Raw genomic sequence first — 21,783 nt, forward strand, 5'->3', positions numbered from 1 at the left:
ACGAAACGAGGGGAGACTTGATGAAGAAGCTGATTGTCGCGGGTGTCGTCGCAGGCGTGTCGACGCTCGCATCGGCCCAGCAGGCGGGCGACAACGTCGCGACGCTGGGCTGGTTGCACATCATGCCGCAGGATTCGACCAACGGGCTGACGACGAATCTCGCGAGCATGCCGATCAACGGGCCGCTGCGGCTGCCCGGTTCGTTCACGTCGCCGGGCACGAGCCTGACGGTCAACAACGCCGATACGGTCGGCCTCACGCTCACGCATTTCTTCACCGACCACATCGCGGTGACGTCGGTGCTCGGCGTGCCGCCCGAGTTCACGCTGACCGGTCACGGCGTGATCAGGCCGCCGGGTCCGGCCGGTTCCCTCGGCAACGTCGACATGGACAAGCCGGCGAACCAGCCGGCCGTGAAGAACGCGCGGCAATGGAGCCCGACGATCATTCTGCAGTACTACTTCAATGCGCCGACCGCGAAGTTCCGTCCGTTCGTCGGGATCGGCGTGGCCTACAGCTGGTTCAGCAACATCGAACTGAACGGCAACTTCGCGAAGGACATCAACGAGAACCTCGGCAGCGTGCTCGCGGCCGGCGCCGGCAAGCCGGGGCCGACGTCGGTGGAGGGCAAGGCGTCGTCGTCGTTCACGCCGGTCTACAACGTCGGCGCGAGCTATGCGATCGACAAGCACTGGGGGCTCACGGCGACGCTGACCTACATGCCGCTGAAGACCTACTCGTCGCTCGTGATCAAGGCCGCCGACGGCTCGACGCTCGCGACCACGCGCACGCGGCTGAAGGCGGACCCGCTGATCACGTTCGTCGGTGTTTCCTACAGGTTCTGAGCCGTCCGGCGTGCATCGCGCACGCCGGCGGCTTCCTGCGACCGCGCGGCCGGGCGAATCCGGCCGGCGTGTCGCGTTCCTGGCGGCGTGCCGCCATTTGTGAAGAGAGAGGGGGCAGTTCAAATGAGCATTCGCAAACTCGTATCGCTTGTTGCTGCAGTGGCATTCACCGTGGTTTCGGCCGCGCCTGCTTTCGCCGTGACCGTTTCGCGCGTCGACGGGCACGCGATGAACCCGAACGGGGAACCGTTCTCCGCGACGGGCCTCACGGTCCTGGCCAAGGGCGCGATCAACGCGAGCTGCAACGCGACGTTCAACGGCACGATCAGCTCGACGGGCATCGTCAACATCACGTCGACGACGTTCGCGGGCGGCGCGACGTGCGGCCTGATCAGCGGCAGCGCGACCAGCGCGGCACCGTGGACGGGGCAGGCCGACAGCACGACGCAACTGACGATCAACAACGCGAAGGTGACCGTGACGCTGCTCGGTACCTGCGGGCCGAGCAAGATCGTGACGACGTGGAGCGATCCGAACTCGTCGCTGACGTTCAACAACGCGGTGCTGACGCCGGACTGCACGGTCAGCGGCACGGTTGCCACGTCGCCGAAGTTCCACGTGCAGTAAGCGGCACCTGATCGAGGCCGGACGCCCGCCATGAATGAGGGCCGTGCAGGAATGCGCGGGCGGGCGTTCCGGTTTCGCGATGCATCCGCGTCGTCGCGCGTAGCGGCGCGACGGCCGGCGGGCCGCCGGCCTCGCGATCCGAGGCGGGCGGCCGTGCAGGGGGCCGGTGCGGCGCATCGTGCCGCCTGCTTCGGCCGATACAAGACAACCATTCCGGACCCCCGATGCTTACCGACCCAGCGAAGTATGGCGATGCCCGCGGTGCGACGCTCGACCGGCTGCGCACGGCCGCGTGGCTACAGTACCTGATCGAACACGTGAACGAAGCGGTTTGCGTGGCGACGGCCGACGCCGACGCTGGCGCTGGCGCAACGGCCGTCCTGCCGGCGCGCGCGGCCCGCGGGCGAGCCGGTGCGAACCTGTCGCACGAAGCGATCGTCGTCCTGCACGAACTCGCGCCGTGGATTGCAACGGATGGCGGCGGCTGCGCATGCGACGCGAGCGATCCGCTCGGTGCCTGCCTGCACATTCCCGACACGGCACAGCTCGCGGATGCCGAGCGACGCTGCCGCGGATCGCGCGCGGTATTCGAGTCGGCGCACGGCTTCGTCGATGCATGGGCTTTCGACGATCCCGACGACGGCTGGGCCGCGCTCGAGCGGATTGCCGGCGGTGTCGAACCCGGCGGCGACGATGGCGGCGAGCACGAAGTACGGGAACCATCCGCGAACGGCGAAGCACCGCCCGCGAAGACCTGAGAGAACGACGCGCGGCCGTCGCGGCGGCCTGCGTGGCGCCGTCGGCCCGGCCCGGGGCGATCATCGACGCAATCGTGCTGCGCATCTGCGGGCCGCGCGACGATGCCGCGCGCGTCGACGAGATGGCCGCGCTCGCGATGTTCTGCGCGGAGCTTGCCGCCGGCAACGGGGTGTCCTTCGCCGCGTACGGCGGTCGGCACAACCTCGTTGCGCGCGCGATTCGCGAACGGCGCACCGATCTCGCGTCGATGGACGGTCTGCTCGCGGCGGTGTCCGTATGCCGGCTCGACCGGCTCGTCGGCGCGGGCAGCTTCTGGGCGTATTACCTGCTGGCGGGCATCGTGATCGCGGCGCCGGGCATCGTGCGCGAATTCGCGCGCCGCTTTCACGGCGACGCGTGGCAGACGTGGCTCGATGAAGCGCTCGCGTGGCCGGCGGTCGGCCGCTTCGGACCGACGGAGAATGTCGCGTTCGATCGCTTGCGCGGCGCGATGAGCCTGACGTCGCGATCGAATCCGATCGTGCGCGCGAAACGCGTGCGGCCGAGGGCGGCTGCGACCACGCGGTTCAATACGGGCGGCGAGCGCGCCCGATGAAATGAAAAACGGCTCGCGGCGAGAACGCCGCGAGCCGTGCAGGTTGCTGCTGCGCCCGGGGAGGGCGCTTGCGCGGTTACGCCGTTTCCGGCTGCCGCACCGCCTTCGCGACATTGCGCGCCATCGCGCCGTTCGCGACGAAGTAAGGCACGTCGACACGCGCGAGCGGCTTGCGTCCGCGGATCTTGTCGGCGATCTTCTCCGCGATCATGATCGTCGGCGCGTTCAGGTTGCCGGTCGTGATGATCGGCATGATCGACGCATCGACCACGCGCAGCCCGTCGAGCCCGTGCACGCGGCCTTCCTCGTCGACCACGGCCATGTCGTCGTAACCCATCTTGCACGAGCACGACGGATGGAACGCGGTTTCAGCGCGGGCCCGCACGAACGCGTCGAGTTCCTTGTCGGTCTTGCAATCGGCGCCCGGGTTCAGCTCGCGGCCGCGATAGCGGTCGAGCGCGGGCTGCCGCATGATCTCGCGCGTCGCGCGGATCGCATCGCGGAACTCGCGCCAGTCGAGCGCTTCGGCCATGTAGTTGAACAGGATGCTCGGATGATCGTTCGGGTCGCGCGAGCGCAGCTTCACGCGGCCGCGGCTCGGCGAACGCATCGAACCGACGTGCGCCTGGAAACCGTGCATCTCGATCGCGTTCGAGCCGTTGTAGTTGATCGCGACGGGCAGGAAGTGATACTGGATGTTCGGCCACAGGTCGTCGTCGCGCGTGCGGATGAAGCCGCCTGCCTCGAAGTGGTTGGTCGCGCCGAGGCCGGTGCCGTTCAGCATCCATTCGAGGCCGATCTTCGGCTGGTTCCACCACTTGAGCGCCGGATACAGCGACACCGGCTCCTTGCACTCGTACTGGATGTACATCTCCAGGTGATCCTGCAGGTTCTGGCCGACGCCGGGCAGGTCGAGCACGACGGGGATGTCGAGTTCCTTCAGCCACGCGCCGGGGCCGACGCCCGAGCGCTGCAGCAGTTGCGGCGATGCGATCGCGCCGCTGCACACGAGCACTTCGCGGCGCGCATGCGCGGTCGCGCGCTCGCTGCCGCGCAGGTACGTGACGCCCGATGCGCGCTTGCCGTCGAACAGGATGCGGTCGGCGAGCGCGTGCGTGACGATCTCGAGGTTCGGCCGCGCGCGCGCCTGGTCGAGGTAGCCGCGCGCGGTGCTCGCGCGGCGGCCTTTCGGCGTGACGGTGCGGTCCATCGGGCCGAACCCTTCCTGCTGATAACCGTTCAGGTCGTCGGTGCGCGGATAACCGGCCTGCACGCCCGCGTCGACCATCGCCTCGAACAGCGGATTCACGCCCGGCTTGCTGGTCGTGACCGACACGGGGCCGTCGCCGCCGTGGTAATCGTTCGGGCCGACGTCGCGCGTCTCGGCCTTCTTGAAGTAGGGCAGGCAGTCGAGATAGGTCCAGTTCTCGAGCCCCTTGTGCGTCGACCAGTTGTCGTAGTCGAGCGCGTTGCCGCGGATGTAGCACATCCCGTTGATCAGCGACGAGCCGCCGAGCCCCTTGCCGCGGCCGCACTCCATCCGGCGGTTGTCCATGTGCGGCTCGGGGTCGGTCTCGTAGGCCCAGTTGTAGCGACGGCCCTGCAGCGGATAGGCGAGCGCCGCCGGCATCTGCGTACGGAAGTCGAAGCGGTAGTCGGGGCCGCCCGCTTCGAGCAGCAGCACCGTGACATTCGGATCTTCCGTCAGGCGCGTCGCGAGCACGTTGCCCGCGGAGCCCGCGCCGCAGATGATGTAGTCGTATTCGCGTGTCGTCATGACGGGGAATCTCCTCTCGTTCTCAAAACACCGGGTTGTAACGGCCGAGCTCGACCTGTACCGACTTGATTCGAGTGTAGTGTTCGAGCGTCGTGATGCCGTTCTCGCGTCCGACACCGGATTGCTTGTATCCGCCAACCGGCATCTCGGCCGGCGATTCGCCCCACGTGTTGATCCAGCAGATGCCGGCTTCGAGGCGGTGGATCGTGCGGTGCGCGCGCGACAGGTTCTCGGTCACGACGCCGGCCGCGAGGCCGTAGTGCGTGTCGTTCGCGCGGGCGATCACTTCGTCTTCCGATGCGAATTCGAGGATGCTCATCACCGGCCCGAAAATCTCCTCGCGCACGATCTTCATGTCGTCGCGGCAGTCGCCGAACACGGTCGGCGCGACGTACTGGCCGTTGCCGAAGTGGCCGTCGGTCAGGCGCGTGCCGCCCGCGAGCAGCTTCGCGCCTTCGGCCTTGCCGCTCTCGATGAAGCCGAGCACCTTGTCGAGCTGCGCGGCCGACACGAGCGGGCCGAAGTTGGTGTCGGCATCGGTCGGCTTGCCGACGCGGATGCGCTTCACGCGTTCGAGCACCTTCTGCGTGAACGCGTCCTTGACCGAGCCGTGCACGAACACGCGCGTGCCGTTGGTGCAGACCTGGCCCGAGCTGAAGAAGTTGGCGGTGACCGCGATGTCGGCGGCGCGGTCGAGGTCGGCATCCTCGAACACGATCAGCGGCGACTTGCCGCCGAGCTCCATCGTCACTTCCTTCAGCGACGATGCGCCGGCCAGCGACATCACCTTCTTGCCGGTCTCGACGCCGCCGGTGAACGACACCTTCGCGATGTCCGGATGGCCGGTCAGCAGCGCGCCGACCGAACCGTCGCCCTGCACGACGTTGAACACGCCGGCCGGCACGCCGGCTTCCGTATAGATTTCCGCGAGCTTCAGCGCGGTGAGCGGCGTGACCTCGCTCGGCTTGAACACCATCGCGTTGCCGGCCGCGAGCGCGGGTGCGGTCTTCCAGCAGGCGATCTGGATCGGGTAGTTCCATGCGCCGATGCCCGCGCACACGCCGAGCGGCTCGCGGCGCGTATAGACGAACGACTCGGCGCGCAGCGGCACCTGCAGCCCTTCGATCGCGGTCGCGAGGCCCGCGTAGTACTCGATCACGTCCGCGCCGGTGACGATGTCGACCGCGAGCGTCTCGCCGATCGGCTTGCCGGTGTCGCGCGTCTCGATCGCCGCGAGCTCGTCGTTGCGTTCGCGCAGCAGGTCGACCGCGCGCCGGAGGATGCGCGAGCGCTGCATCGCGGTCATCGCGGCCCATTCGCGCTGGCCTTCCTGCGCCGATGCGACCGCGCGGTCGACGTCGGCCGCGCTCGCCTGCTGCACCTGCGCGAGCAGTTCGCCGGTGGCGGGATCGAAGGTGTCGAAAGTCTTGCCGCTGGTGGCGTCGACGTAACCGCCGCCGATGTAGAGGCGCTGCAAACCGTATACGGACATGAGGATCTCCTTGAGGGCGAGTGCGCGACGCGTCAGTCGGACGCGAGCAGCAGGTCGATGTAATCGTGGGTGAGCTTCAGTGCAGCCCGGGTGTCGATCGGGCCGCCGGCGAGCGCGCCGCGCAGCCACAGGCCGTCGATCAGCGCGGCGAGGCCGCTGGCGGCTTCCCGTGCTTTCGCGCGCGGCAGCGCCTTGGCGAATTCCGCGCACAGGTTCGAATGGAGGCGCCGCGTGTTCACGTGCTGCAGGCGCTTGAGCATCGCGTCGTGCATGCTCTGCGACCAGAACGCGAGCCAGGTCTTCATCACGGGCGTGCTGACCTGCGTGACGTCGAAGTTCGCGGCGGCGATCGCGCGCAGCCGGGAGCGCGGGTCCTTGCGGGCGGCGACGCGGCGGCGCGTGGTGGCCGCCCACAGATCGCGCAGCACGTGCCGCATCGTGGCTTCGAGCAGGCCGTCCTTGTCGCCGAAGTAGTGGCTGACGATCCCCGTCGAGATGTTCGCGCGCTGCGCGACCGAGGCGAGCGTCGTGCCGGGCAGGCCGGCTTCGTCGATCGAGCGCAGCGTCGCGTCGATCAACTGTGCGCGACGAATCTCTCGCATTCCGACTTTCGGCATCGCGACTCCTTCGCCCGGACGGGCCGTTCCTGGAAGCCGAGAGCTTAGCGGTTTTTTATTGACCGTTCAATCAATAAAAAATCGGGGTCCGACGGTAGATGGAAGGGTGGAGGAACCAAGCCGATGATGCCGCCGCGATTGTGCAGGTGCGGAAAAACCGATTGAAAGGTGGTTAAATAATTTGAAGTTTGTTTAAAACGGTTTCGGTAAAGGCGGTGCAATGGCTGCGAATGTTTCCGTATTCGATTTATTACTGAACGAAAGAATGTCGAGCTATGTGAAACTCTCGTAAATCCGGAAATTCGAATGCCCGGCGCCGCTAACAGAAATTTCTGGAAATTCGTTTCAATCGATCGATTTAAACTTTTTATCTATCTGAATTTACAGGAAATAATTGTGTCTTTCGGTTGATTGAAGGCTGGCTCGCAAACGATTGCCGATACCTTCCGGTCGATTCCGCATACCATAAAAAATGCCAAAAATATTCGAATCTGGCGTATTTCCAGGCGGAGTAGAGGGGATCGTTGGAATGACTTGAGTAAGTAATATTGCCCGTATTAGTATGGCGCCGCACCACAAGGAATGAATCGGCGCCGCGGGTTATTCCCGCGGTGCGTCGGCAATGGGCGCGGCCAACGACCGCGACAGGGTCGGCGCCCGCCATTGCGCACCTGCAGCATGCCGCGACGCCGAGACGCCGCATCCACCGGAGAACGACGATGCCGACCGAAAAATACGTGGTCCCGCTACCGAATGGTCTGAAGGTCTACGTCGAACGGAACGTGTTCGATCCGTCGTTCGACACGGCGATGCTCGTCAACGGCGCGCTCGCGACGACCGCCTCGTTCGGGCAGACCGTCCAGTATCTCGGCGAGCGGATGAACACGATCTGCTTCGACCTGCCGTACGCGGGGCAGTCGCGCCAGCACAACCCCGGCTGCTTCATCCTGACCAAGGACGACGAGGCCGCGATCCTCCAGCATCTGGTCGAGCGTTTCGCGCCCGCGTTCCTCGTGTCGGTATCGTGGGGCGGCGTCGCATCGCTGTTCGCGCTCGCGCGCGGCTGCCCGAGCGTGCGGCGCGCGGCGATCTGCTCGTTCTCGCCGTTCCTGAACGACGCGATGGTCGACTACGTGACGCGCGCCCGCGACCACATCGCGGCCGGCGAGAATCTGAAGGCCGCGCAGCTGCTGAACGATACGGTCGGCCGCTACCTGCCGCGCATCATGAAGCTGTACAACTACCGGTATCTGACGCGGCTGCCGCGCGACGAGCAGGACCAGGTCGCGTTCCACGTCGACCAGATCCTGTCGCTGCAGCCGGAGCGCTACCTGAGCGAGTTCTCGAACATCGGCTGCGAGCTGCTGTTCCTGAACGGCGAGCGCGACGAATACACGACGCCGGCCGACGTTCGCCAGCTGGCCGCGCACGTGCCGCGCGCACGCTTCGCGACGATTCCCGACGCCGGCCATTTCCTCGACATCGAAGGCCGCGCGCAGCGCGAAGCCACGCGAGCGGCGCTGCTCGACTACTTCTGCGACGCGCCGCCCGCTGCCGCGGGCATCGCGCTCGGCGCCGCGCATGCGTGCGTGCCAGCGCCGATGCCGGCGCTGTCGTCGTGACGCAGCACGTCGCGCACCGGATACATCCGAATTCTCATCCACACGAGGCAGGCCAGCCGTGAATATCGTTCAGACCATCGCCATCGTCGTTCCGTGGGCCATCTGGCTCGCCTACTGGATCGCGACGTCGCAGGCCGTGAAGACGACCGTGCGCAAGGAGGCGTCGCGCTCGCGCACGCTGCAGTCGATTCCGCTGATCGTCGGCGGCGCGCTGATCATCCTGCCCGATCCGTCGTGGCAGGCGCTCGTGCCCGACTGGCAGCGCTTCGGCCTGCAGGCGCAATGCGGGCTCGCGGTGCTCGTCGCGGGGCTGCTGTTCTCCGTGTGGGCGCGGCTGCATCTCGGCACGAACTGGAGCGTGTCCGTCACGCTGAAGGAAAACCACGAACTCGTTCGCACCGGCCCGTACGGCCTCGTGCGTCATCCGATCTACACCGGCTGCCTGATCGCGCTGGTCGGCGCCGCGCTGATCGGCGGCGAGTGGCGCGGCGCGCTCGGCGTCGCGCTCGTGTTCGCGTCGCTCGCGTACAAGGTGCGCGTCGAGGAGAGCTGGCTGACCGGGCATTTCGGGCCGGCGTACACGCAGTATCGCCGCGAGGTCGCGGCGCTGATCCCCGGCTTCTACTGACTCCCGCGAGGCGCGCGATGGCGAAGGTGATCGTGACCGCGATCGGCTCGGCGGGCGACGTGCATCCGCTGCTCGGCGTCGCGCGCGCGCTCGCGACGCGCGGCCACGACGTCGTGTTCTGCACGCATCCGCCGTTCGAGGCCGCCGCGCGCCGCTGCGGCTTCACGTTCGTGCCGGTCGGCACCGCGGCCGAGTACGAGGCCGCGATGGCGAACCCGGCGCTGTGGGATCCGCGCACGTCGTTCCGCACGCTGTGGCAGGTGATCGCGCCCGTGCTGCGTCCGCACTACGACGCGCTGCGCGCGCTGACCGATCGCGACACCGTGCTGGTCGGGACGCTGTGGGCGTTTTCCGCGCGCTTCATGCAGGAGCTGCACGGCACGCCGTACGTGTCGGTGCAGGTGTCGCCGTCGACGCTGCTGTCCGCGCACGTTCCGCCGACGCATCCGCGCCTGACGATTCCCGCGCGCTGGCCGCTGCCGGTGAAGGCGGCGCTGATGACGCTGATCGAGCGGCAGGTGCTTGACCGCGTGTGCGGGCCGGCGCTCAACGCGGTGCGCCGCGAGCTCGGGCTCGCGCCCGCGCGGCGCGTGCTCGGCCGCTGGCTGCATTCGACCGACGGCGTGCTGTGCCTGTTTCCCGACTGGTTCGCACCGGCGCAGCGCGACTGGCCGGCCGGTCATCTGCAAAGCGGTTTTCCGCTGTTCAACGACATCGCGACGCCCGACGACGATCGCGCGCTCGACGCGTTCCTCGCGGCCGGTGAGCCGCCCGTCGTGTTCACGGCCGGGTCGACGCGGGTCGATCACGCCGCGTATGCGCGTGCGGTCGCGGACGCGCTGCATGCCACCGGCGCGCGCGGCATCCTGCTGAGCCCGCACGATGCGGCACCGGCCGGCGACCGGCTGCTGGTGCGCCGCTTCGTGCCGATGCGCGCGCTGCTGCCGCGTTGCCGCGCGCTCGTGCATCACGGCGGGATCGGCACCGCGGCGCTCGCGTTCGAAGCCGGGATCCCGCAGGTCGTGACGCCGTTCGCGCACGACCAGTTCGACAATGCGCAGCGCGTCGCGGCGAGCGGCGCCGGCGTGCGCATCGACGGTCCCGTCGACGGCGCGCGTCTCGGTGCGGCGCTCGCACGCGTGCTGGATGAGCCGGAATTCGCGGTGCATGCGGAACGCACGCGTGCGCTGATCGATGCGGCGCCGGACGGCTGCGAGCGCGCCGCCGATTTCATCGAGCGCTTCGCACCGAACCACGGACGCGCGCGGGTGCAGGCCTACCTCGCGACGGCGGGCGCATGAGCACCGCAGCGCCGCTTCAGGACGCGCCCGCCGCCGTCGATGCACGCGAACCCGCACCCGCGGCAGCGCCGGTGCGCGGCGCGCGGCTCGCGCTGCTGACGTTCGCACTGTCGCTCGCCACCTTCATCGAAGTGCTCGACTCGACCGTGACCAACGTCGCGGTGCCGGCGATCTCCGGCAGTCTCGGCGTGTCGAACAGCCAGGGCACGTGGGTGATCAGCTCGTATTCGGTCGCGGCCGCGATCGCGGTGCCGCTGACCGGCTGGCTCGCGCGGCGTGTCGGCGAGCTGCGGCTGTTCGTCGGCGCGGTGCTGCTGTTCACGCTGACGTCGCTGCTGTGCGGGCTCGCGCGCGACCTGCACGTGCTGGTGGTCTGCCGCGCGCTGCAGGGGCTGTGCTCGGGGCCGATGGTGCCGCTGTCGCAGACGATCCTGCTGCGCACGTTCCCGCCGGACAAGCGCACGGTCGCGCTCGCGCTGTGGGCGATGACGGTGCTGCTCGCGCCGATCTTTGGGCCGGTGGTCGGCGGCTGGATCGTCGACAGCTTCTCGTGGCCGTGGATCTTCCTGATCAATTTGCCGATCGGGCTGTTCTCGTTCGCGGTCTGCACCGCGATGCTGCGCCCCGACGCGCAGCGCGGCGCGGCCGGCCCGATCGACGTGCCGGGCATCGTGCTGCTCGTGATCGGCGTCGGTTCGCTGCAGGCGATGCTCGATCTCGGTCACGACAAGGGCTGGTTCGATTCGCCGCTGATCGTCACGCTCGCGGTGGTCGCGGGGCTCGCGATCGTGTCGCTGCTGATCTGGGAAGCAGGCGGCGCGCATCCGGTCGTCGACCTCAGCCTGTTTCGCGACCGCACGTTCTCGTTCTGCGTGCTGATCATCTCGCTCGGGATGATGAGCTTCTCGGTGGTGGGCGTCGTGTTCCCGCTGTGGATGCAGGCGGTGATGGGCTACAACGCGTTCCACGCGGGGCTCGCCACCGCGTCGCTCGGCGTGCTCGCGCTGGTGTTCTCGATTCTCGTCGGCCTGCACGCGCATCGCTTCGACGCGCGTGTGCTTGCGACGTTCGGATTCCTGATATTTGCGGCCGTGCTCGCATGGGACGCGCATTTCACGCTGAAGATGACGTTCGCGCAGATCGCCGCGCCCGGGTTGATCCAGGGGATCGGGCTGCCGTGTTTCTTCATTCCGCTGACGGCCGCGACGCTGTCGCGCATCCCGGACGACCGGCTCGCGGCCGCGTCGAGCCTGTCGAACTTCCTGCGCACGCTGTCCGCCGCATTCGGCACCGCGATGAGCGTGACACTGTGGGACAACCGCGCGACCTATCACTACGACGTCGTGTCGCAATCGGTCACGCACGCGTCGGCGAACACGCAGCGCTTCGTGCACACGCTGAACGCGATGGGCGTGGACGGCGTGCGCGAGCTGTCCACGCTGCACCAGGTCGTGATGCAGCAGGCGTACATGATGGCGACGGGCGACATGTTCTGGATGGCGAGCATGACCTGCCTCGTGCTCGCCGCGATGATGTGGCTTACGCGGCCGAAGCGCGGCGCGGCCGCTTCGTTCGGACATTGAGGAGAGCGGCATGACGACACTCGGCGCACTCGTGATCCTGTATCACCCGAGCGACGCGCAGCTCGCGGCGCTCGGCGCGTGGCGGCACGCGTGCGACGCGCTGCTGGTCGTCGACAACACGCCGCAGCCCGATGCGCGCGCTCGCGACGTGTGCGCGCGCGACGGCATCGCGCTGCTGCATCACGGCAATCGCGGCGGCATCGCGGGCGCCTACAACGCGGGGCTCGCGGCGCTGTTTCGCGACGACGTCGACGCGGTCGCGCTGTTCGACCAGGATTCGTCGGTGCCGGCCGGTTACTTCGCGACGATGCGCGACGCCTGCACGGGGCTCGCGGGGCGCGCGTTCCTGGCCGGCCCGCGCATCTTCGACGAGAACGCGCGCAGCTTCCTGCCCGAACTCGCGACCGACGGGATCGGGTTGCGCCGGCTGCATCTCGCGCCCGACGCGCCGCCGCAGCGCTGCGCGTTCCTGATCTCGTCGGGCTGCGTCGTGTCGCGCGCCGCGTTCGACGTGCTCGGCCGCTTCGACGAGACGCTGTTCATCGATCACGTCGATACCGAGTACAGCTTCCGCGCGCTTGCGCGCAACGTGCCGCTCTACGTCGTGCCGTCGCTGGTGCTGCCGCACCGGATCGGCGCGAAGCAGCGGCACGCGTTCGGCCCTTTCGAAATGACGTCGATGAATCACTCGTGGCAACGGCGCTACTACAGCGCACGCAATGCGGTGCAGCTCGGGATGCAGTACGGGTTGCGCTTTCCGGTGGCGATCGTGCCGAACCTGCTGACCGTGTGGCAGGTCGTGCAGATCGCGCTCGTCGAGCGCGACAAGCGCGCCAAGCTCGCGGGCATCGCGTTCGGCATCGCCGACGGCCTGTTCGGGCGGCTCGGTCCGCTCGAGCGCACGCGGCCGCGTCTCGCCGCACGCGCGCGGCGCGTCCAGCAGGGGTGAGGGCGGCGATGGAACGCATCATGAAAGCGGCGCGAGCCGCTCGGCCGGCGCGGCGCGGGCAGGGCGGCTGGGCGATCGTCGCGGCCGCCGCGCTGCTGGCGCTGGGCGGCTGCGTGCCGTCGGGGTTCCTGCCGTCGCTGTCGCTGCGCGCACCGGCCGGCGACGCGCTCGCTCGCACCGCGGGGCCCGGCGCGGATGGCGCATGGCCCGCGCCCGACTGGGTGAAGCAGCTGCAGGATCCGCAGCTCGACGAACTGGTCGTGGAGGCGTCGCAGAACAATCCGGATCTGCAGGTCGCGCAGGCGCGGCTGCGGATCGCGCAGTCGCAGCTTCAGCAGTTCGATTCGCTGACGGGCTTGACCGGCACGGCCGGCGCGACGGTCAGCCGCGCGCGGATGCCGAAGCCGGGCGACATCGCCGACGTAACGGCGGGCGGTTATCGCGTGCCGGTCGAGATCTTCGGCGATCCGGTCGTGTCGCCGTCGTCGGTGTTCGTCGGGCTGAACTACCAGCTCGACCTGTGGGGCAAGAACCGCGCGGCGACGAAGAGCCTGATGTCGCTGCGCGACGCGGCCGGTGTCGAGGCCGAGCAGGTGCGGCTCACGCTCGCGGTCGCGATCGTCACCGTGTATTGCCAGCTCGATGAGGCGTACGCGGTGCGCGACCTGCTGCAGCAGAAGCTGAAGATCAGCCAGCGCGTGACGGCCGTGCTGCGCGAGCGCACCGCGCGCGGCCTCGACAATGCGTACGACGCGAGCGACGCGTCGATCAAGCGCAGCCGCCTGCTCGCACAGATCGCGCTGAACGACGAACAGATCAAGCTCGCGCAATTGCAGCTGGGCGTGCTGTCCGGCCGCGGGCCGGAGCGCGGGCTCGCGTTGCAGCGGCCGCGCGTCGGCGCATTCCCCGGCGGCGCGCTGCCCGCGCGGCTGCCGGCCGATCTGCTCGGCCGCCGGCCCGACATCGTCGCCGCGCGGCTGCGCGTCGAAGCCGCGTTCGCGAATGCCGATTCGACGCGCGCGCAGTTCTATCCGGACGTGAACCTCGTCGCGCTCGGCGGCGTGTTCGCGCTGACGCCCGCGTCGCTGTTCTCGCGCGATTCGCTCGCCGGCTCCGTCGGCCCGGCGATCTCGCTGCCGGTGTTCGATCGCGGCCGGCTGAAGGCGAAGCTCGGCGCGGACGTCGCGCAGGCCGACGTCGCGATCGGGCTGTACAACAAGACCGTCGACGACGCGCTCGGGCAGGTCGCGCAAATCGTCACGTCGCTGCAGACCGCGCAGACGCTCGTCGTGCAGCAGCAGGATGCCGTCGCCGCCGCGCAGAAGATCGTGCAGATCGCGGCCGACCGCCATCGGCGCGGCGTGTTGATGCAGAAGGATGTCGATGTCGCGGACCTCACGCTGATCGACGAGCGCGCGCAGCTGATCGCGCTGCTCGGGCGGCAGCGGACGCTGCGCGTCGGGCTGGTCGGTGCGCTCGGCGGCGGGTTCGATGCGAGCGCAACGACTGCGGGTGTGGCGATGCCCGCGGCGCGTACCGCGCAAGGCGCGCGGACGAAACGCGGCGCGATGGTGAACGCCGCTGCCCGCGGTAGCTCGGCGGACAGCAGCGCGCAAGCGCGGCGCGCGGCCGTGGCAGGTAGCGGCGCCGCGCCGCGTGCCGCGCGGATCGATCCGCCCGCGGTGTCGGTCGCGCCGCGTAGTCTGGCTGCCGATGCCGCAAATGTGAGTGTGAGTACCGGCGCGAGTACGAGCGCGAGCACCAGCACCAGCGCAAATTCCAGCACGAGCGTCGGCGTCGGCTCGCGCCGCGCGCCCCCCAGCGTCGCCTCCGACACGCGCGCGTCCGCGCTCCCCCTGTTCCAGCATGACCGCCTGATCGTTACGCAAAGCGACTGATGCACCACGACAACCTTCACACCGCGGCGCAGCCGGCCGCCCTGAACGACCTGGCACTCGACGCGCGTCGCGCGACGCGTCGCAAGCGTTTCATGTTGTTCTTCGCGGTCGTTGCACTCGCCGCGCTCGTCTGGATCGCGTTCTGGCTGCTACGCGACCGCTATTACGAGGACACCGACGACGCGTACGTCGCCGGCAGCATCGTGCAGGTCGCCGCACAGATCCCGGGCGCAGTGACCGACGTGCTGGTCGCCGATACGCAGCCCGTGCGCGCCGGGCAGACGCTCGTGCGGCTCGACGATACGGAAGCGTCCGTCGCGTTCGCGCAGGCGAAGGCGCAACTGGCACAGGCCGTGCGGCAGGTCGCGAACGCGAAGATCTCGAACACGATGTACGTGGCAGCCGTGAACGCGCGCCAGGCAGACCTGTCGCTCGCGCAGCGCGCGCTTGCCGCGCGTTCGGGCGCGTCGGTCGAGATCGTCGCGCCGGAGGAGCTGGCGCGCGCCCGCGCGGCGGTCGCCGGCGCCCAGGCGAACCTCGCGGCCGCGCAGGCGCAGCTCGACGCCGCGCGGGCGCTCGGCAGCAAGCTGCCGGTGGACGAGAGCCCGGCCGTCGTGCAGGCCGCCGCGCAGTTCAAGCTCGCTTACCGGAACCTGAAGCGCACGACGATCGTCGCGCCGGTCGACGGCACGGTCGGCCAGCGTTCGGTGCAGGCCGGCCAGCAGGTCGGGCCCGGCGTGCCGCTGATGTCGATCGTGCAGCTGAACCGGCTGTGGATCGAGGCGAATTTCAAGGAAGGGCAGATCCGTCACATGCGCGTCGGCCAGCCGGTCGACGTGGTGTCGGACCTGTACGGGTCGCGCGTCGTCTATCGCGGCCGCGTGCAGGGCTTCTCGGCCGGCACCGGCAGCGCGTTCTCGATGCTGCCGTCGCAGAACGCGGCCGGCAACTGGATCAAGGTCGTGCAGCGCGTGCCGGTCGTGATCGCGCTGGATCCCCGCGATCTGGCCGCGCATCCGCTGCGGGTCGGGCTGTCGATGCGCGCGACGGTCGACACGCGCAACCGCGACGGCCATGCGCTCGATAGCGAGCCGCCGACGCCGGCCGTCAGCACGCGCGTGCACGACGGCGTCGCGAGCGACGCGGAAGCGGCTGCTGCCGCGATCGTCCGCGAGAATCAGGGCGGGTGAGTTTCCGACGCCGACGCACGCAGAAAACACACGAACCAATCCGGGTGACAGATGGCGGGGGCGGGTGACCGGTGCATCCGACCAACGCGCCCGAATAGGGCACCCGATCGGCGCCTCCGGATCAAGGCCCGATCAAGGCCCGACCAAGGCACGATAAGGGCCCCGATCAAGGTACCAATCAACGCACCCGACCAACGCACGGATTGGCGGGTCGTTCGCGCCGATCGGCGGCTCCGGCGGCCTCGCGGCCTGCATCTCCTGCAGCCCCCACCCCGCACCCCTTTTCCGGCCCGACTTTCGCATTTCCGCCACCGATGTCGGCACCGATCAAACGCGTGTCGCGTTTGAGACATCGACGCCCCCACCTCCGGGACTACTCTCGAACAGCACGTTGCGTAGCACCGCATCTGCCGGCGCACAGCAGCGCCATCCAACGAGACATGGAGACAATACGATGAGCAGCAATCGAGGTGTCGTCTATCTTGGGCCGGGCAAGGTCGAAGTTCAGAAGATCGATTATCCGAAGATGGTCGATCCGACCGGCCGCGCGATCGGCCACGGCGTGATCCTGAAAGTGGTCAGCACGAACATCTGCGGTTCCGACCAGCACATGGTGCGCGGCCGCACGACCGCGCCGATCGGCCTCGTGCTCGGTCACGAGATCACGGGCGAAGTGGTCGAGGTGGGCCGCGACGTCGAGACGCTGAAGATCGGCGATCTCGTGTCGGTGCCCTTCAACGTCGCGTGCGGGCGCTGCGCGATGTGCAAGGACACGCATACGGGCGTGTGCCTGAACGTGAATCCGTCGCGAGCCGGCGGCGCATACGGCTACGTCGACATGGGCGGCTGGATCGGCGGCCAGGCCGAGTACGTGCTCGTGCCGTACGCCGACTTCAACCTGCTGAAATTCCCGGACCGCGACCAGGCAATGGCGAAGATCCGCGACCTCACCTGCCTGTCCGACATTCTGCCGACCGGTTATCACGGCGCGGTGAGCGCGGGCGTGAAGCCGGGCTCGACGGTCTACATCGCGGGCGCGGGCCCGGTCGGGATGGCGGCGGCCGCATCGGCGCGCCTGCTCGGCGCGGCGGTCACGATCGTCGGCGACATGAACGCGGAACGCCTCGCGCACGCGCGGGCGATGGGCTTCGAAACGGTCGACCTGTCGAAGGACGCGTCGCTCGGCGAGCAGATCGAGCAGATCCTCGGCGTGCCGGAGATCGACTGCGCGGTCGACTGCGTCGGCTTCGAGGCGCACGGCCACGGTTCGTCGGGCCATTCGGAGGAAGCGCCCGCGACGGTGCTGAACTCGCTGATGGAAATCACGCGTCCTGCCGGCGCGATCGGCATTCCGGGCCTGTACGTGACGGACGATCCGGGCGCGAAGGACAAGGCCGCGCAGCACGGCAGCCTGAGCATCCGCTTTGGCCTCGGCTGGGCGAAGTCGCATTCGTTCTTCACGGGCCAGACGCCGGTGCTGAAGTACAACCGCAACCTGATGCAGGCCATCCTGTTCGACCGTCTGCCGATCGCGAAGATCGTCAACGTCGAGGTGATCTCGCTCGATCAGGCGCCGGAAGGCTACAAGAAGTTCGACGGCGGCGCGCCGCGCAAATTCGTGATCGATCCGCACGGCTTGCTGGCGGCCTGACGCACGAACGGGCGGAACATGAAACGGGCGGTACCGGAAACGGTGCCGCCCGTTTTTGCTGTGGGCGGGCGCTGCCGGCGCAGGCGAACCCCGATCGCTGCGGCCCGCGATTGCTGCGATACGGCGTGCGGCACGAGACCGATCGCCGCGGCCAACCGGCTGCCGAACGCCGACACGAACGGCCGGACGCTCGCCGGCTTGCGCGTCGAGTCGTATGCGGCGATCCCGTACGACAGCATCGCGGCCGCGATCGCGCCGAATTCCGGCGCGCCCGGCGCTCAGTGCGCACGATAGACCATGGCCACTTGGGTCGCGCTTGCCGTCGCGCGCCGACCGTGGCGCGTATGCAGGCTCACGCGGCGGATCGCGTGCGCGTGTCGCGTCGCCGTAGCGCCGCCTTTCCAGTTGACGACGCGCGTACCGCTGCGCGCGCGCACCGCCGGTGCGTGCCGCGCGACCGTGGATGCCGTGCGTCCGGTCATGTGTCGGCTCGTGCCGGCATAGCCTGCTCGATCGGTTGCGTCCAGCCGGTCGGCGGCGGCAAGCCGGTCGGTGTCGGGCGCCGGGTGGTCGGCCGGATGAAATGCATAGACGGGCGCGGGCACGACCGGCAACGTCTGCGCGTCGGCCGCATGCAGACTGGCGTCGTTTGCCGCTGGCGCCGGCGCGCCCTGGCCGCGGCAGACCGGGTCGGCCTTGCACGTCCGGTCGAACGTCACATAGCCGCCGACCAGCAGCACGAGGGTCAGGATGCTCAGCAGCGGCGCGCTCGACGCGCTCGGCCGCCGGATCGCCGCGCTGCGCACCGCGGCGCCGATGCGCGACGACCATGTCGGGACGGGGAGCGCGTCGTGCGGAGGAGCGGCCTGCGCTTCGTCGCTCCGGTTGCTCTGGTCGCTCGATTCGCTCGATTCGCTCGATTCGCTCGATTCGCGCAGCGGCGCGAACGGCCAGTCCCCGAGTCCGCAGACGGGGCATTGCTCGGTGGCGCGGAATGCCATGAAGCCGCATTGCCGGCAGCGCTGGCTGACGGCATCGCGCGGCTCGGCGCGCAGGTTCAGTGCGCCGCGCAATGTGTCGCGCGTGCGGACTTTCCGGATGGGCAGGACTTGCATGGTCGTTGCTACCTCGTCTGTCGTTGCCGCCCCGCGAGCGTCCCGAGGGTCTGCATCGCGTCCTCGACGGCAGGGGTCCACGGCCGGCCGTAGTTCAGCCGGACGTAGCGGTGAAAGGCGCCCGTCATGGAAAAAATCGGCCCGGGCGCGAGGCTGACGCCGTTTTTCATCGCGTCGCCGAACAACCGCATCGCATCCACGTGCGGCGGCAATTCGATCCACAGGAAATACCCGCCGCGCGGGGCATGCACCGCCGTGTCGGGCGGGAAGTACGCGCGGACGGCCGCCAGCATCTGTGCCTGGTGCGCCGCCAGGTTGCGGCGGAGCCTGCGCAGGAAGCGGTCGTACGCGCCGTTGAGCAGGTAGCGGGATACGGCCATCTGCGCGGGCACGTCGGCCGCCGGCGCGCTCGCGTTCTTCACCTGCCTGATCTGCTTCACGTAGCGTCCGGCCGCGACCCAGCCGACCCGGAAACCGGGGGCGAGGCACTTCGAGAACGAACCGCAATGCAGCACCAGCCCGCTTTCGTCGTACAGCTTCGCGGGCCGCGTGGGCGTCGGGCCGAAGTGCAGTTCGCCGAACACGTCGTCCTCGATCAGCGGCACGCGGTGCGACGCGAGCAGGTCGATCAGCGCGCGCTTGCGCTCGTCGGGCAGCGTCGCGCCGGTCGGGTTGTGGAACGAGGTCATGAACCAGCAGGCGCGCACCGGATGCGTGTCGAGCGCGTCGGCGAGCGCATCGAGATCGAGGCCGGTGCGCGGATCCACCGGAATTTCGATGGCCTTCAGATGCAGCCGCCGCACGGCCTGCAGTACCGCGTGGTAGGCCGGACGTTCGATCGCGACGAGGTCGCCGGGGCGCGTGAGCGCCTGCAGGCTCAGCGTCAGCGCTTCGGCCGCGCCGGTCGTGATGACGATCTCTTCCATCGGCAATGACGCGCCCGCGTTCAGGTAGCGCAGTGCGATCTGGCGGCGCAGCGCTTCATGGCCGGGCGGCAGTCCGGCCAGCAGTTTCGCGCGGTCCATGTTGCGGGCCGCCGCCGCCGCGTACCGCCACAGGCTGCTCATCGGAAACAGCGAATAGCTGGCGAACGCGGAACCCAGCGGCACGATGTCGTCGAATTTGAGCGAGTCGAGCAAGCGGAACAGCACATCGGTGTCGCCGGCCTGCGGCGCAGCCGGTTTGCGCGGGGTGTCGTGACCCTCGCGCACGCGCTTGTCATCCAGGTTCGCAACGAAATATCCGGAGCGCGCACGCGCGGTGATCAGGCCCTCGCTTTCGAGCTTGTAGTACGCGCGAAACACGGTGGATGGACTTACACGGTAAGCGCGGCACGCTGCGCGCACGGTCGGGATACGCGCGCCGGGCCCGAGGTCGCCACGCCGGATCGCGTCGCCAATCGTCTGAGCCAGCGCCGCATAACGCTTCATGCCTGCCCTCCGGCCGATCGCGGCCGTCGTGAAAAAAGAGTAGCACGGCCTCCGCCGCGTTCAATCCCGCCCTCAAACGCTGATGCGCCTGTCGCTGATCCGGTTGTTTTCGACTCACTTTGAGCCTTTTCTTCAGACGAGCGAGCAGGCATCCTGCGCAAGTTTCATTCCCGATGCGTGATCGATACCGAGTTCGCGCCCTCCGATGGCGGACCCGTGAACCCCGTGCACCGTGTGCGGGACCCGGGCCGCTCCGTCCCTACCTTTCCCGGAAGCAATCAGCGTGAAATCGAAGTTCCTCGCTGCGGGCCTCGTGGCCGGCATCGCTCTCAACCTGTCCAGTGGTGCTGCCGAAGCGGCCTGCATCAGCAATCCTCCGACTCAATCCAACGCGTCGTTTCCCGCGGCGCTGACCGGCAAGCTCGTCTATCACAGCTACGTCAACTACGGCGACGGCACGAGCCAGCTGTTCCTGTACGATTTTTCGGCCCATACGCTCACGCAGCTGAGCAAGAGCAGCTGGGGCATCACCGATCCGATGAACGGCGTGTTCAGCCCCGACGGCAAGTGGCTCGCGTTCATGGGCATCAGCAACGGCGCATGGAACGTGTTCATGCTGCAGCTCGGCGCCGGCACGCCGCCCGTCAACCTGACGAACAGCACCGGCGCGACGCGCAACGAAGATCCGAAATTCAGCGCCGACGGCAAGACGCTCGTGTTCAAGCAGAACGGCGACGTGAAGCAGGGCACGCTGTCGTACACGAGCGCGGGCCCGGTGTTCACGTCGGTCGTGAGCCTGACGAACGCACCGGCCGGCGCCGAATACTCGATGCCGTTCCTCGCGCCGGACGCGAGCGCCGTCTACTACGCGACGGGCACCGGCTCGAACATGGGGCTGATGAAGCGCACGATCGCGACCGGCGCGACCGCCACGTTCGATCATCCGGCCGGTCTGCAGACCTACTATCCGATCGTGCGCGGCGACGGCATGGTGTTCTATGCACGCTGGAAGGATAGCGGCGGCGCGGACCAGATCTACACGAAGACCGCGGACCCGGCATCGACGCCGAACGCGCTGCCGATCAACGACTGCGTGAGCAACAACTCGGACCCGGCGCCGGTGACCGGCACGAACTACGTGTTCTTCTCGTCGACGACGGCGGGCGGCTACCAGCTCTACGTCGGCGACGTGACGACCGGCCAGCGCTGGAGCCTGTCGCAGTTCGGCGTGAACGCGGACACGACCAAGGCGAAGCTCGGCTCGAGCTACTACGGCGGCCCGGCCGCCGCGCAGCCGACGCTGCTGTCGCAAGGTCGGCCGGCTGCCGCGTCGGCGAGCTACAACACATCGCTGACGGCGGACAAGGCGTTCGACGGTAACACGACCAGCACGCGCTGGGATTCGCCGGAAGGCGCGGGCGTCGATCCGCAATGGATCTCCGTCGATCTCGGCGCGGTGAAGAAGATCAGCAGCGTCGATCTCTACTGGGACGCGGGCGCGCTCGTGTACCAGATCCAGACGTCGAACGACAACGCGAACTGGACGACGGTCTACTCGACGAACAACGGCGTGTCGTACGGTCACGTCACGTTGCCGAACCTGAATGCGCAGGGGCGCTACGTGCGGATGCTCGGTACGAAGCGGGCGACGCAGTGGGGGTATTCGCTCGACGAAATGCAGGTGTGGGGATCGTAAGCACCAGC

The 21,783-nt window shown here is 68.5% G+C and carries 16 protein-coding genes and 1 pseudogene; 12 read left to right on the plus strand and 5 right to left on the minus strand.

Going from position 1 to position 21,783, the window contains the following annotated elements:
• The first annotated feature begins 20 nt into the window (after window positions 1–20).
• From U4Z64_RS22060 to U4Z64_RS22070, 3 genes and pseudogenes are all read left to right on the plus strand, one after another.
• Entirely contained in the window at window positions 21–845 is an 825-nt protein-coding gene (locus U4Z64_RS22060) for an OmpW/AlkL family protein (protein WP_124485133.1), read from the plus strand.
• Between the two features lie 123 nt (window positions 846–968).
• Entirely contained in the window at window positions 969–1,472 is a 504-nt protein-coding gene (locus U4Z64_RS22065) for a hypothetical protein (RefSeq protein ID WP_044844380.1), read from the plus strand.
• 224 nt (window positions 1,473–1,696) lie between these two features.
• Window positions 1,697–2,826, plus strand: a pseudogene (locus tag U4Z64_RS22070) (hypothetical protein).
• A gap of 76 nt (window positions 2,827–2,902) precedes the next feature.
• Here the strand turns inward: U4Z64_RS22070 and betA are convergent.
• The 3 genes from betA to betI are packed head-to-tail and all read right to left on the minus strand — an operon-like array spanning window position 2,903 to window position 6,712.
• Complete coding sequence (betA, locus tag U4Z64_RS22075; RefSeq protein WP_044844378.1) at window positions 2,903–4,603, minus strand: choline dehydrogenase; 1,701 nt, start codon at window positions 4,601–4,603, stop codon at window positions 2,903–2,905.
• Between the two features lie 22 nt (window positions 4,604–4,625).
• A complete protein-coding gene (betB, locus tag U4Z64_RS22080) occupies window positions 4,626–6,095 on the minus strand; it encodes a betaine-aldehyde dehydrogenase (RefSeq protein ID WP_044844377.1) in 1,470 nt (489 codons plus the stop codon).
• A gap of 32 nt (window positions 6,096–6,127) precedes the next feature.
• Window positions 6,128–6,712: a transcriptional regulator BetI gene (betI, locus tag U4Z64_RS22085; protein WP_044844376.1), complete on the minus strand. Its 585-nt coding sequence runs from the start codon at window positions 6,710–6,712 to the stop codon at window positions 6,128–6,130.
• 719 nt (window positions 6,713–7,431) lie between these two features.
• On the opposite strand from betI, the gene U4Z64_RS22090 reads away from it, so the two are divergent.
• The 8 genes from U4Z64_RS22090 (at window position 7,432) to fdhA (ending at window position 17,534) form a co-directional block, all read left to right on the plus strand.
• Window positions 7,432–8,334 carry an alpha/beta hydrolase gene (locus U4Z64_RS22090; RefSeq protein WP_321821082.1) on the plus strand — a complete coding sequence of 301 codons (903 nt, stop codon included), beginning with the start codon at window positions 7,432–7,434 and terminating at the stop codon, window positions 8,332–8,334.
• Between the two features lie 58 nt (window positions 8,335–8,392).
• Window positions 8,393–8,962, plus strand: a complete 570-nt coding sequence (locus U4Z64_RS22095) for an isoprenylcysteine carboxylmethyltransferase family protein (protein WP_321821083.1) — start codon at window positions 8,393–8,395, stop codon at window positions 8,960–8,962.
• Between the two features lie 17 nt (window positions 8,963–8,979).
• On the plus strand, window positions 8,980–10,263 hold the full coding sequence (locus U4Z64_RS22100) for a glycosyltransferase (protein WP_321821084.1): 1,284 nt from the start codon (window positions 8,980–8,982) through the stop codon (window positions 10,261–10,263).
• The gene (locus U4Z64_RS22105; protein WP_321821085.1) at window positions 10,260–11,846 is read left to right on the plus strand and encodes a DHA2 family efflux MFS transporter permease subunit; all 1,587 of its coding nucleotides are present in this window, start codon (window positions 10,260–10,262) and stop codon (window positions 11,844–11,846) included. Before U4Z64_RS22100 ends, U4Z64_RS22105 begins: the two co-directional genes overlap by 4 nt.
• A 10-nt stretch (window positions 11,847–11,856) precedes the next feature.
• On the plus strand, window positions 11,857–12,795 hold the full coding sequence (locus U4Z64_RS22110; protein ID WP_321821086.1) for a glycosyltransferase family 2 protein: 939 nt from the start codon (window positions 11,857–11,859) through the stop codon (window positions 12,793–12,795).
• Window positions 12,796–12,815: 20 nt separating this feature from the next.
• Complete coding sequence (locus tag U4Z64_RS22115) at window positions 12,816–14,693, plus strand: efflux transporter outer membrane subunit (protein ID WP_321821087.1); 1,878 nt, start codon at window positions 12,816–12,818, stop codon at window positions 14,691–14,693.
• On the plus strand, window positions 14,693–15,883 hold the full coding sequence (locus U4Z64_RS22120; protein ID WP_321821088.1) for an efflux RND transporter periplasmic adaptor subunit: 1,191 nt from the start codon (window positions 14,693–14,695) through the stop codon (window positions 15,881–15,883). Before U4Z64_RS22115 ends, U4Z64_RS22120 begins: the two co-directional genes overlap by 1 nt.
• A 454-nt stretch (window positions 15,884–16,337) precedes the next feature.
• Window positions 16,338–17,534 (plus strand): formaldehyde dehydrogenase, glutathione-independent, encoded by a 1,197-nt coding sequence (fdhA, locus tag U4Z64_RS22125; protein ID WP_044844368.1) that lies wholly within the window; start codon window positions 16,338–16,340, stop codon window positions 17,532–17,534.
• Window positions 17,535–17,812: 278 nt separating this feature from the next.
• Here fdhA and U4Z64_RS22130 read toward each other — a convergent pair whose 3' ends face one another.
• Both U4Z64_RS22130 and U4Z64_RS22135 read right to left on the minus strand, forming a co-directional pair.
• Window positions 17,813–18,649 (minus strand): ATP-dependent serine protease, encoded by an 837-nt coding sequence (locus U4Z64_RS22130; RefSeq protein WP_321821089.1) that lies wholly within the window; start codon window positions 18,647–18,649, stop codon window positions 17,813–17,815.
• 8 nt (window positions 18,650–18,657) lie between these two features.
• On the minus strand, window positions 18,658–20,079 hold the full coding sequence (locus U4Z64_RS22135) for a PLP-dependent aminotransferase family protein (protein WP_321821090.1): 1,422 nt from the start codon (window positions 20,077–20,079) through the stop codon (window positions 18,658–18,660).
• A 283-nt stretch (window positions 20,080–20,362) separates the two neighbouring features.
• Between U4Z64_RS22135 and U4Z64_RS22140 the strand changes: the two genes are divergently transcribed.
• The gene (locus U4Z64_RS22140; RefSeq protein WP_044844365.1) at window positions 20,363–21,775 is read left to right on the plus strand and encodes a discoidin domain-containing protein; all 1,413 of its coding nucleotides are present in this window, start codon (window positions 20,363–20,365) and stop codon (window positions 21,773–21,775) included.
• The last annotated feature ends 8 nt before the right edge of the window (window positions 21,776–21,783 follow it).

The sequence above is a fragment of the Burkholderia sp. BCC1996 genome, assembly GCF_905339955.1.
Taxonomy (GTDB): domain Bacteria; phylum Pseudomonadota; class Gammaproteobacteria; order Burkholderiales; family Burkholderiaceae; genus Burkholderia.

Bases quoted from the DNA above. Each gene is read 5' to 3' on its own strand.
- U4Z64_RS22110 (WP_321821086.1), top strand. From the start codon at position 11,857: ATGACGACACTCGGCGCACTCGTGATCCTGTATCACCCGAGCGACGCG.
- U4Z64_RS22120 (WP_321821088.1), top strand. From the start codon at position 14,693: ATGCACCACGACAACCTTCACACCGCGGCGCAGCCGGCCGCCCTGAAC.
- U4Z64_RS22060 (WP_124485133.1), top strand. From the start codon at position 21: ATGAAGAAGCTGATTGTCGCGGGTGTCGTCGCAGGCGTGTCGACGCTC.
- U4Z64_RS22100 (WP_321821084.1), top strand. From the start codon at position 8,980: ATGGCGAAGGTGATCGTGACCGCGATCGGCTCGGCGGGCGACGTGCAT.
- U4Z64_RS22105 (WP_321821085.1), top strand. From the start codon at position 10,260: ATGAGCACCGCAGCGCCGCTTCAGGACGCGCCCGCCGCCGTCGATGCA.
- U4Z64_RS22130 (WP_321821089.1), bottom strand. From the start codon at position 18,649: ATGCAAGTCCTGCCCATCCGGAAAGTCCGCACGCGCGACACATTGCGC.
- fdhA (WP_044844368.1), top strand. From the start codon at position 16,338: ATGAGCAGCAATCGAGGTGTCGTCTATCTTGGGCCGGGCAAGGTCGAA.
- U4Z64_RS22135 (WP_321821090.1), bottom strand. From the start codon at position 20,079: ATGAAGCGTTATGCGGCGCTGGCTCAGACGATTGGCGACGCGATCCGG.
- betA (WP_044844378.1), bottom strand. From the start codon at position 4,603: ATGACGACACGCGAATACGACTACATCATCTGCGGCGCGGGCTCCGCG.
- U4Z64_RS22065 (WP_044844380.1), top strand. From the start codon at position 969: ATGAGCATTCGCAAACTCGTATCGCTTGTTGCTGCAGTGGCATTCACC.
- betB (WP_044844377.1), bottom strand. From the start codon at position 6,095: ATGTCCGTATACGGTTTGCAGCGCCTCTACATCGGCGGCGGTTACGTC.
- U4Z64_RS22090 (WP_321821082.1), top strand. From the start codon at position 7,432: ATGCCGACCGAAAAATACGTGGTCCCGCTACCGAATGGTCTGAAGGTC.
- betI (WP_044844376.1), bottom strand. From the start codon at position 6,712: ATGCCGAAAGTCGGAATGCGAGAGATTCGTCGCGCACAGTTGATCGAC.
- U4Z64_RS22115 (WP_321821087.1), top strand. From the start codon at position 12,816: ATGAAAGCGGCGCGAGCCGCTCGGCCGGCGCGGCGCGGGCAGGGCGGC.